At 42.4% G+C, this 11,483-nt stretch carries 11 protein-coding genes; 7 read left to right on the top strand and 4 right to left on the bottom strand.

What is annotated here, in order from left to right; all coding sequences use genetic code 11:
* The first annotated feature begins 386 nt into the window (after positions 1–386).
* A complete protein-coding gene (locus tag ABIC84_RS02605; RefSeq protein ID WP_429262570.1) occupies positions 387–1,829 on the top strand; it encodes a DNA/RNA non-specific endonuclease in 1,443 nt (480 codons plus the stop codon).
* A gap of 305 nt (positions 1,830–2,134) precedes the next feature.
* Here the strand turns inward: ABIC84_RS02605 and ABIC84_RS02600 are convergent, their stop codons facing one another.
* The gene (locus ABIC84_RS02600) at positions 2,135–3,028 is read right to left on the bottom strand and encodes an SMP-30/gluconolactonase/LRE family protein (RefSeq protein ID WP_429262569.1); all 894 of its coding nucleotides are present in this window, start codon (positions 3,026–3,028) and stop codon (positions 2,135–2,137) included.
* Between the two features lie 213 nt (positions 3,029–3,241).
* Here ABIC84_RS02600 and lysS point away from each other — a divergent pair, with 213 nt between their 5' ends.
* A complete protein-coding gene (lysS, locus tag ABIC84_RS02595) occupies positions 3,242–4,963 on the top strand; it encodes a lysine--tRNA ligase (protein ID WP_429262568.1) in 1,722 nt (573 codons plus the stop codon).
* A gap of 255 nt (positions 4,964–5,218) precedes the next feature.
* Entirely contained in the window at positions 5,219–5,437 is a 219-nt protein-coding gene (locus tag ABIC84_RS02590) for a hypothetical protein (protein ID WP_129571701.1), read from the top strand.
* A 65-nt stretch (positions 5,438–5,502) separates the two neighbouring features.
* Here the strand turns inward: ABIC84_RS02590 and ABIC84_RS02585 are convergent, their stop codons facing one another.
* A complete protein-coding gene (locus ABIC84_RS02585) occupies positions 5,503–6,051 on the bottom strand; it encodes a DUF2892 domain-containing protein (protein ID WP_426586992.1) in 549 nt (182 codons plus the stop codon).
* A 71-nt stretch (positions 6,052–6,122) separates the two neighbouring features.
* On the opposite strand from ABIC84_RS02585, the gene ung reads away from it, so the two are divergent.
* Positions 6,123–6,800 (top strand): uracil-DNA glycosylase, encoded by a 678-nt coding sequence (gene ung, locus ABIC84_RS02580; RefSeq protein WP_426586990.1) that lies wholly within the window; start codon positions 6,123–6,125, stop codon positions 6,798–6,800.
* Positions 6,801–6,928: 128 nt separating this feature from the next.
* Here ung and ABIC84_RS02575 read toward each other — a convergent pair whose 3' ends face one another.
* Entirely contained in the window at positions 6,929–7,399 is a 471-nt protein-coding gene (locus ABIC84_RS02575; RefSeq protein WP_022832833.1) for an Lrp/AsnC family transcriptional regulator, read from the bottom strand.
* A gap of 130 nt (positions 7,400–7,529) precedes the next feature.
* Between ABIC84_RS02575 and ABIC84_RS02570 the strand changes: the two genes are divergently transcribed.
* From ABIC84_RS02570 to smpB, 3 genes are read left to right on the top strand one after another with little or no spacing between them, the layout of a single operon-like run.
* Complete coding sequence (locus ABIC84_RS02570; RefSeq protein WP_426586987.1) at positions 7,530–8,180, top strand: metal-dependent transcriptional regulator; 651 nt, start codon at positions 7,530–7,532, stop codon at positions 8,178–8,180.
* Positions 8,177–10,078 (top strand): Nramp family divalent metal transporter, encoded by a 1,902-nt coding sequence (locus ABIC84_RS02565; protein ID WP_426586985.1) that lies wholly within the window; start codon positions 8,177–8,179, stop codon positions 10,076–10,078. Before ABIC84_RS02570 ends, ABIC84_RS02565 begins: the two co-directional genes overlap by 4 nt.
* 26 nt (positions 10,079–10,104) lie before the next feature.
* Positions 10,105–10,557, top strand: coding sequence for an SsrA-binding protein SmpB (gene smpB / locus ABIC84_RS02560; RefSeq protein ID WP_090527145.1), 453 nt, complete (start codon positions 10,105–10,107; stop codon positions 10,555–10,557).
* A gap of 97 nt (positions 10,558–10,654) precedes the next feature.
* On the opposite strand, the gene ABIC84_RS02555 is transcribed toward smpB, so the two are convergent.
* Positions 10,655–11,314: a protein-L-isoaspartate(D-aspartate) O-methyltransferase gene (locus tag ABIC84_RS02555; protein WP_426586982.1), complete on the bottom strand. Its 660-nt coding sequence runs from the start codon at positions 11,312–11,314 to the stop codon at positions 10,655–10,657.
* Positions 11,315–11,483 lie beyond the last annotated feature (169 nt).

Below are 11,483 nucleotides of genomic sequence, written 5' to 3'. Positions count from 1 at the left end.
ATTTTTACTTAAAAAACCAATCCTTTAAAGTCAAGCACCAACCCTGCAGGTGTTATTTATACCGCCGCTTTGCAACTGAAAAGTTACCATTCAAAACCTATTTACTAACATTGATTTAACCTAAATTGAATACACAAAGTTCAATTTTGAAAGGTTGATATAGTGCTTATGACAACTGCCAAAGCCGGTAATGGTAATATTTAAGTTTTAACTGTTAGCGTGCAAGCACTGCACCGGCCTTGTAATGGCACAATAATATCCCAACAGGAGCATGTGAATGCGTATTCCTGTTTCTTTTAGTTCCCCTAAATCTTTCCGGTTTAAAAATTTGCACAGCGTAAACGCTTTTGCTATGCATTGTATTTATCTATCATAAAAAACACACTATGAAAATTAACAACTTACTTATCGGCCTGGGCTTAGCTTTAACCTTTGCCGGATGTTCCAAAGACCTTAAAAACTCGCCTACTCCACCAAAAACCGGCGATACTACAGCAAGTCCTCCTGCCCCGGTTCCTTATTCCATTACCGAAGGTTTTGAACAGGGCAGTAAAACCGCCTACGCAGCAGCCGATGTAACCCTAAGCACCGGAAGCTGGAATTTTAGCGATGCCCTGATAGGCAATCTCGCTGCCGACCTTAAAGATGGCAGTAAATCTGTAAGGCTGCGTACCGGGGATATCGCGATGAATTTTGATATCAAAGGCCTTACTACTTTATACATTAAACATGGTAAATATGGCAGCGATGCCACATCGACCTGGCAGTTGCTGATGTCGACCGACGGCGGGGCGAATTACACGCAGGTAGGTACCGATATTACTGAAACCAATACCACCCTGGTAACCGACTCATTTAAAGTGAGCGTTACGGGTAAAGTTAGGTTTGAGATCAAAAAAGCAGGCACAACCCGCATCAATATTGATGATATTACCTTTAAGGGTACCGGCGATCCGGGCATCACCGTTGGCATACCTGATACGGGCGGCAGCGATACTACCGGCACATCAAACTCAGCAACACCAAGGGACGTTACCGCCGGAGCCGACGCGCCTCCTGTAAGCGGCGATAACAGCAACCTGCTTTTTGGCAACCCTTCAAACGCCCTTTCAACACTGGCATCTAAGGATAACTACCTTATAGACCAGAAGTATTATGTAGAATCATACAACGCTACTAAAGGCGAACCAAACTGGGTAAGCTGGCACCTTGATGCGACCAATACCACTAATGCGACTGGTCGCTTGGATAATTTTGCCGGCTGGAGCGGGATCCCTGCCGGCTGGTACCAGGTGGAGAGCAACAGCTATTCGGGCAGCGGGTTCGACAGGGGGCATAACTGTCCCTCGGCCGATCGTACCAGCTCGACCGACGCTAACTCATCAACCTTCCTGATGACCAATATGATACCGCAGGCGCCTCAAAATAACCAGCAAACCTGGGCCAATCTTGAAAATTACCTGCGCGAACAAGTGGCGGCCGGCAATGAGGTTTACATAATTATGGGCAGCTATGGTACAGGGGGAACAGGTTCAAACGGCGCTGCCAGTACCATCAATAATGGCCACGTAAATGTACCCAGCAACGTTTGGAAAGTCGCCCTGATCATCCCGAAAGGTGACGGCGACGTTGCGAGGGTTACCGCTTCAACCAGGGTTATCGCGGTAAACACCCCTAATGTTAACACCATCAACTCCGACTGGACCAAGTACATAACAACTATCAAAGATATTGAAACAGCAACAGGTTATACCCTGCTCTCAAGCCTGCCAACTGCGGTTAGGATAGCGCTTGAAGTTAAGGTAGATACCGGAGCTTCGGGAACATAAGAAATTGGTAATTGAAAAAGGAAAGCCGGGAGTATAAATATTCCCGGCCTTTTTGTTGGCTTTTTCGCGGGTGTTCAATTTTTGAAAAAAGGGGTGTTCAACCTTTTGCAATCAATTTTCACAACTAACTGATTATCAATATCAAGGTGTTCAATTTATGCTATTGAGGATTTCTTGATATTTATAACAAATTGATTATCAATGGATAAAATTTAGACAAAAACAACAAGTGTTCACACTTTTAAAAATTGAACACCTGCCATTTGTGTAAGTTTTGCTAATTCTGAAGCTATTAGGAAACAGGATTAATCCACTCCTTTTACATTCATTTTAAAAGTGTAAACTGCCTTTGATGCGGTTATAAATAATACATCTTTGTTTTTGCCGCCAAAACAGATGTTGGCAGTCCACGGTTCATCGATATCTATGTGGCCAATCTTTTCGCCTTTGGGGTTAACTATGGTAACGCCTTTGCCGCACATATAAATATTACCATGCTCGTCTATCGTCATGCCATCGCAGCCCATAGCTATAAACAGGGTTCGGTTAGATAATGTACCATCTTTATTGATATCGTAACGATAGGTTTTGTTATCGCCGATATCGGCTACATACAAAGTCTTACCATCCGGAGTTCCGATGATGCCGTTAGGACGTACAAACTTATCATCAACCATAACAGCCGGTGCTTTTCCATTGGCCAGGAAGTATAATTTTTGGCCGTCAAGATCAGGTTGCTTGCGGGCCCAGTAGTCACGTTGATAGTAGGGATCCGTTATGTAGATGCCCCCGTCCGGGCGCACCCAAACATCATTAGGGCCGTTAAACTTATGCCCTTCATAGTCTTTCAGCAAAACGGTCACCTTTCCTTTAGGGCTGATGGCCCACAGCTGATCATCAGCATCGGCACAGCTAATGAGATTGCCTTTTTTATCAAAATACATCCCGTTTGAGCGGCCCGCGCTATCCAGAAAAACAGAAAGCTTGCCATCGGTATCATATTTCCAGATTTTATTGTTGGGCTGATCGGTGAAAAACACATTGCCTTTTTTATCAACAGCGGGTCCTTCGGTAAAGGAGAATTGTTTGGCAACCAGTTGGGGTTTGGTATTGGGGTCGTACAAATTGGCATCGGTTTGTGCAAACACTTTAACAGAGAACGCCGATATCAATAAAATGAGGGCAGAGACTTTTTTCATGGTTTACGGAATGTTATAATGGTTTTGCTAAAGTAATATGTTTTTGAGACCGATTATTTTAAAGGGGTAAAATATTTGATACAAGTGGTGGTTTTGTAGGATTGAAGATAAACCCACCTGACTGCGCTTACCAAACACATTTTTGATCGGTGTGATAGCGTGATAACTTAAAAAACCTTACTTTTGCACCTTTATTAAAATACCGTACATCACATGAGTATTGCATTATCCGAACAGGAAATCATTCGCCGCAAATCTTTACAGGAGCTACGTGCACTGGGAATTAACCCTTACCCTGCCGAAGCTTTTAATGTTAACGCCTGGGCACAGGATATAGCCGATAATTTTAAGGATAAACCCGAGGCCTACCAGGATGTTGTAATTGCAGGCAGGATCATGACCCGCCGTATCATGGGCAGCGCTTCGTTTGCCGAATTACAGGATTCGACCGGCCGTGTGCAGATCTACCTGAAACGCGATGATATTTGCCCTGACGAGGATAAAACTTTATATAATACCGTATTCAAAAAACTACTGGACATTGGCGACTACATTGGCGTAAAAGGTTATGTGTTCCTTACTCAAACAGGCGAGATCTCGGTTCACGTACGTGAGCTGGTTGTACTTTCAAAATCTCTGAAACCGTTACCGGTTGTGAAACGCGAAGAAGACGGAACTATCCATGATGGTTTTACCGACCCTGAACTGCGTTATCGTCAGCGTTATGTGGATTTAACGGTTAACCCCGATTACAAGCAGATTTTCATTAACCGCTCAAAAGTGATCAGCGCTATGCGCAGTTACTTTAACACCCAGGGATGGATGGAAGTGGAAACCCCTATTCTGCAGCCTGTTCATGGCGGTGCGGCGGCCCGTCCGTTTGCAACGCACCATAACACGCTGGATATGCCCTTGTTTTTACGTATCGCCAACGAGCTTTACTTAAAAAGGCTTATCGTTGCCGGCTTTGACGGTGTTTATGAGTTTGGTAAAATGTTCCGCAATGAAGGCATGGACCGCACTCACAACCCGGAGTTTACTGCCATGGAAATTTATGTAGCCTATAAAGACTATATATGGATGATGGCTATGGTTGAGGAGTGCCTGGAAACTGTTGCCAAAGCAGTTCACGGAATCCCGGTTGTACAAGTTGGCAGCAATGAGATCAACTTTGCAGGTCCGTACGAAAAACTATCGATGTATGATTCGATCCTGAAATATACCGGTATTGATGTATCGGCAATGGACGAAGCAGGCTTGCGCGAAGTTTGTAATGAATTGAAAATAGAAATAAACCCAAGCATGGGTAAAGGCAAATTGATCGATGAGATCTTCAGCGCTAAAGTTGAGCATCACCTGATCCAGCCTACTTACATTACCGACTACCCTATCGAAATGACACCGCTTGCCAAAAAGCACCGCACTAAAGAGGGCTTGGTTGAGCGTTTCGAATTATTCGTGAATGGTAAAGAGATAGCAAATGCTTACTCGGAGCTGAATGACCCTATCGACCAGCGCGAGCGTTTGGAAGAGCAGCTGATCCTGGCCGGTCGTGGTGATGACGAAGCAATGGCCATGGATGACGATTTTTTACGTGCACTTGAATACGGTATGCCGCCAACATCTGGTTTAGGTATCGGTATCGACAGGCTGGTAATGCTGATGACCAATCAAAGCACTATCCAGGAAGTATTGTTTTTCCCACAAATGCGTCCTGAGAAAAAAGCCAAGGTCGCCACTGCGGAGGACTTTATAAACATAGGTATATCTGCTGAATGGGTTCCGGTATTGAATAAAATGGGCTTTAATACCGTCGAAGAATTAAAAGCAGCTAACCCCAACAAGGTATTTAATGATCTTGGCGGGATGCGTAAAAAACTAAAACTCGATATTACCATGCCGACCAAAGAAGAGGTGATGGCTTGGTTTGAATAATGAACCTTGATTTGTAGGATTTTAGGATTACCCCGATATTTAATAATGGCCTGCTTTGTGCAGGCCATTTTAGTTTATGATCAATCATAAAATCTTTTAATCAGGGTAATCAAGGTTCTCCACATAAAAATCAACGCAATCAGCGTAATCTATCCAATCAGCGGTTATAATTTCTTAACAAAAGCTTAAAAAAAATAATACTTTCATTTAAAAAGAGTTAGCTACTATTGTAATAAACATATATTACAAAATATCATGACCAACTCAATATTGGAGATCACCGAAAACGAATACCTGATTAAACTTAACAGGAGCAATTTCAACCTGTCGTTCATCAGGAGTTTATTGAAGCTTGTTGAAGTGGCCAACCCGTCTGAAGAAACTGAATATTCATCATACACAGACAGCTACGTTCAGCCTTATCAAAACCATTCAGCTACGCCTGATTATTTCAGTGCCATTGAAGAAAAATAAAAGGGACGCGGTTTTCGCGTCCCTTTTATTTTTTATTCCTTTTTCTATTTGTTTTTCTGTTTTCTTTAAAACTGACGATACCCGCCCCTTACTACCTGCTTATCCATTTGCGCCAACTGGCCTTTCATCATTTTGATCTGCTCGGTAAGCAATTTGTTTTTATCATCCTTTGAAGCTTCCGATAAATACATTTGTGCTTCGCGCTTGTTACGCTTCGCCATGGAAATACCAGCCAGGCTCAATTTGGCTAAGGCCGTGTTGTGCGACATTTTCATACCAAGCGATAAAGCTTTCTTGAAATACTTCTCTGATTTCATTGGCGCCTTACGCGATTCGATCAAACCGATCAACAGATTGTAATAACCGTGCTGATTTTTATGCAGCTGTTTTTCGTAATCGGTAATTTTCATTAACCACGCTTCTGATTTTTCAGAATTTTCCTTGCGTAAAAAATACTGGGCGATGATCATGTTCTCGTTAAAGAAGAAGCTAAGCAATATAATACCGCCCATTAACAAAACAAAAATACCCCATCCCCAAAAACCGAATGCACAAAGCGCAACCGCCGCACCCATCACCACGCAAGCAATAACTAACCGAACAATATTTGACATAATTTGTGATACTAATATTAGCGCAAATATCTGTTTATTTGTACGCTAAACCAACTTCTATATAAATATTTATGGCGATTGCATTACCACCATCATGGCTTGAGGTTCTACAGCAGGAATTTGACAAACCTTACATGATAAAACTTAAACAATTTTTAAAAGAAGAGCAGCAATCAGGGCAAGTTGTTTATCCTAAAAACGGCGAAATCTTCAACGCTTTCAATACCACGCCTTTTGAGGATGTCAAAGTAGTTATATTAGGGCAGGACCCTTATCATGGCGCTCACCAGGCCCATGGTCTTTCCTTTTCAGTACAAAAGGGCATTGCTATTCCCCGATCATTGATAAACATTTACAAAGAGCTGCAAAACGATATTCCCGGATTTAAAATCCCCGCACATGGCAATCTTGAAGAGTGGGCCCAACAGGGTGTATTGCTGCTTAATGCCACCCTTACAGTAAGGGCCGGTAACGCAGGCTCGCACCAGAAAAGAGGCTGGGAAGAATTTACAGACGAAGTGATCAAAACCATCTCGGATAAAAAAGAAGGCATCGTGTTTATACTATGGGGAGCCTTCGCCCAATCAAAAGCAGTTTTGATAGACGAAAAGAAACATTTTATTATCCGCTCCCCACACCCTTCACCATTCTCCGCTGACCGCGGTTTTTTCGGCAGCAAACCGTTTTCAAAAACTAACGAGATATTGAAAAAAGAAGGTAAAAAAGAGATTGACTGGCAAATACATTGAGCGAGAGACAAAACGCCAAGAGTCAAGAAACAAGATTTAAAAAAGTCTGAAAATAAAAAGAGTCAAGAAATGAAAGATATTCAACCCTTCTTCTTGACTCTTGATTCTTATAGTCTTGCTTCTTATGTCTAATACTCCAGCGGCACTATAGGCTCTTTTTTACTGGTAGACATGATCATCATTGTTTGGAACGTTTTCACCACGGTAATGCGGCTGATCTTTTCCATAATGAGTTGCTCATATGATTTGATATCACGAACGTATACCTTCAGCAAAAAATCACACTGGCCGGTTACGTGATGGCACTCGGTTACCTCTTTAATGTTCTTGATCTCATCTAAAAAAGTTTGAATGGTATTTTTCTGATGAAAATCAAGGGAGATCTGGATAAAGGTTTTGATACCTAATCCTAATTTCTCTTCATCTACCAGTGCATGATAGCTTTTTATGTATTCGGCGTTCTCAAGTTTACGCACGCGTTCAAGAGTAGGTGCTGGCGAAAGCCCTATCTCGTTAGACAGCTGGAGGTTGGTTATCCTTCCGTTTTCCTGTAAAATCTTGAGTATCTGTAGGTCTATTTTATCTAATTCGGCGGCCATAGTTGTATGCAAATATAGTATTTTCCTCGCTTCGCAAAATTTAATTTTTCGTTAAAGTACTTCAACGAAAACATATTTCCTAACGTTTATTTTTTTAGATTAGTCTAAATTTTTTATTAGATTTGTTTAAATGAATACTTTAGCCGAGGAAAACTACTTAAAATCCATCTATCATCTCTCTGTAAATGATGGAAATGCGAGTACAAATCAAATCGCATCCTCGCTAAATACCAAAGCATCTTCAGTTACCGACATGCTAAAAAAGCTTGCCGAAAAAGCGCTCATCAACTACGTCCCTTACCAGGGCGTAAGCCTCACCCCCTCCGGCGAAAAAATAGCCATAGGCATTATTCGCAAACACCGGCTGTGGGAGTATTTTTTGGTTGAGAAGCTTAATTTTAAATGGGACCAGGTACACGACCTTGCCGAGGAGATGGAACATATTTCATCCCAGGAACTTATTGACCGCCTTGACCAGTTTATGGGTTATCCCAAACATGACCCGCACGGCGACCCGATACCGGATTGTAATGGGCGTTTTGACACACACGAGTTAAAACCGGTTTCGGCCGTAACAGTAAACCAATGCGGTATAATCTCAGGCGTTCGTGACCATAGTTCATCTTTTTTACAATACCTCGATAAAAAGCAGCTTACTATAGGCTGCAAAATAATGATCACTGATATTATTGAATATGACCATTCGGTAGTGGTACAAACCGGCAATAAAGAAGTGCACATTAGCCGTGAGGTAGCTAATAACCTACTTATAGCCCTATGAACAATACAACTAACCAATCTTTAGGCAACGTACACGGATCTGTAACCACCGAAAATAAAACAGGGTGGCGCAAGCTGGCGGCTTTTTTGGGCCCGGCTTACCTGGTGAGCGTAGGCTATATGGACCCGGGAAACTGGGCAACGGACATTGCCGGCGGCAGTGCCTTTGGGTATAAACTCATCTGGGTGTTGTTTGTATCAAATATGATAGCGCTCTTGTTGCAATCGCTGGCAGCCCGGTTAGGAATAGTGCGTGGGCTCGACCTTGCCCAGGCTTCTAAAAACGCCTATCCACGTTTTGTGAATTTTTGGTTGTATATATTGGCCCAGATAGCTATCATAGCCTGCGACCTCGCCGAAATCATAGGTATGGCTATTGGCTTAAAGCTCCTGTTTCACCTGCCCTTGATCTGGGGCGTATCATTAACTATTACCGATACCGTGCTGATGCTTTACCTCATGAATAAGGGCATGCGAAAACTGGAGGGTTTTATCATTTCGATGATCTTTATAGTAGGGCTCTCTTTTTTGGTTGAAATGTTTATCGTTAAGCCGGATGTTATAGAGATAGCCAAAGGGTTTATCCCGGGTAATTTGTTTAAAGGTGATAAAATAAGCCAGCAAATGCTTTATATAGCTATAGGCATTATTGGTGCTACGGTTATGCCACATAACTTATACCTGCACTCATCGCTGGTGCAAACCCGGCAGATAACCCGTACCGAGGAAGGCTTCAGGTCGGCTATTAAGTTTAACCTGTTTGACACCGTTATAGCCCTTAACCTGGCATTTTTTGTAAACGCTGCCATACTAATATTAGCGGCAAGCGCTTTTTTCAGAAACGGATATTTTGAAGTAGCCGAAATTCAGGACGCGTTTAAACTGCTGGAGCATATTTTCGGGGCAATAGCGCCTACATTATTTGCCATAGCCTTAATAGCTTCAGGCCAAAGCTCAACTATTACAGGTACGCTCGCCGGGCAGATCATAATGGAAGGCCACATTAACCTTCGGATAGAGCCCTGGTTACGCCGCCTGCTTACCCGTGTATTGGCTATTGTACCTGCGGTATTTACCATACTTTATTATGGTGAGGAAGGTTTAGGAAAACTGCTGATCTTAAGCCAGGTTGTTTTAAGCCTTCAATTGGGTTTTGCGGTAATCCCCCTCATACACTTTACATCTGACAGGAAAAGGATGGGCAAGCTTGCTATCAATTTCCAAACAAGGGCGTTAGCATGGGGAAGTGCCTTGTTAATCGTTGCCTTAAATGCCAAGCTGGTATACGAACAAATTGGTGATTGGGTAAATGGCAGCCCGTCACCGGTATGGATTTATGCTGTAGTAGTCCCCATTGTTATTGCTGTAGCTGTTTTGCTTATCTACGTTTTCATACGGCCATTATTATTTAAACATCATGACAGGCCTGCTATTGTGCCACATGGCATAGCCAATGCTATTACCGAGCTTGACGCGATAATTTACAATCACATTGCCATAACGATAGACTTTTCAAAGAACGACACCGATTGCCTGCGCCATGCCATTATGCAAGGTGGTAAAAAAGCAGATTATACATTGATACACGTTGTTGAAACCGCGGGTGCCCGCTACTATGGCGGTGAGGTTATGGACAATGAAACCCAGATTGATTTTAACAATCTTGATAAATATGTTTGCACCCTAAAAAACCTTGGCTATAGTGCGCAAGGCCAAATTGGATACGGCAACCCTGCCAGCGCTATTGCCAAAATCGTAAAAGACGAGAAGGTTGACTTTATTGTAATGGGATCGCATGGTCACAAGGCATTGAAAGACCTTATATTTGGCACCACCGTAAACTCGGTAAGGCATATGGTTAACGTGCCGGTACTGGTGGTAAAGCCACAGTCAAACTAATTTTGTAAGTTTGCGGTTTGATAATTATGAGCCAGGATAACATCTATATAAAAAATAAAAAAGCTTACTTTGAATATCATATACTTGATAAATACGTGGCAGGTATACAACTGCTGGGTACCGAGATCAAATCGATAAGACAAGGGAAGGCAAATATCAATGATGCATTTTGCACGTTCATCAACAACCAGTTGTACGTACGCAACCTGCATATTTCTGAATACTCATTTGGCTCGTTTTACAACCACGAAGCCAAGCGCGACCGTATCTTGTTGTTAAATAAAAAAGAGCTCAAAAAACTCCAGACCCGAGGCGAAGAAAGAGGTTTAACCATCGTTCCGCTGGCATTATTTATCAGCGAGCGCGGCTTTGCCAAACTGGAGATTGGACTTGCACAAGGTAAAAAGACCTATGATAAACGCGAAACCATGAAGGAGCGCGACACTAAGATTGAACTGGACAGGGTGATGAAAAGATAAATTGATTTCGGAATTCGGAATTTCGATTTCGGATTTATTTAAATGAAATTATGATAATTCTTAATTCCGAAATCGAAAATTCGAAATCCAAAATCCCCTACCAAGCTTTATCCCCTACCAACGGCACAAACCTGAAAGTGTCCAGTACTATTTTTTCGTAGTCGTTATCTCCAACTTTTAGTATAGTAACCATTTTTTGGGTTTCCTCGTCACCAACCGGGATCACCAGGATGCCGCCTATTTTTAATTGCTTTAACAACACTTCAGGTACAGTAGGCGCTCCGGCAGTTACAATGATCTTATCATAGGGTGCATATTCGGAAATACCGATAGAGCCATCCCCAAGAAAAAAATGAGCGTTATACCCCATTTCATTAGGCAATACATATTTAGTGCGGTGGTAGAGCTTTTCCTGCCGCTCGATAGTATAAACGGTAGCCCCAAGCTCAAGCAGTATGCAGGTTTGATAGCCCGAACCTGTGCCTATTTCAAGAACTTTATCTCCCTTCCGGATATGCAGCAATTCGGTTTGATAGGCCACAGTATATGGCTGTGAGATGGTTTGCCCCTCGCCTATCGGGAACGCAATATCCCTGTAAGCCTGGTTCCAGAAAGTTTCATCAAAAAAGCAATGACGTTTTACCTTACCAATAGCCTCTAAAACGTGTTCGTCGCTAATTCCCTTTTTTCTTAAAACATCAACCAATCTTTTACGGGCGCCCTGTTCGCGGTAATTATCAATATACTTGTAAGCCATTTTCAAAGGCAAAGTTAATACGAATTTTCACAGCATTTGGGGCTTATATATGATTTAAGCGGGTTTTAATGCCTGGAGCTGTTTATGTGCTTCATTCATAAAAATTTAAAATTTATTTTTTAAGCAGCATGATCCTAAAACAAGGAAGACCGGGTTAATTAACCCGGTC

Source organism: Mucilaginibacter sp. 3215, from assembly GCF_050433785.1.
Taxonomy (GTDB): domain Bacteria; phylum Bacteroidota; class Bacteroidia; order Sphingobacteriales; family Sphingobacteriaceae; genus Mucilaginibacter.
This window is presented reverse-complemented; position numbering and strand designations above follow the sequence as displayed.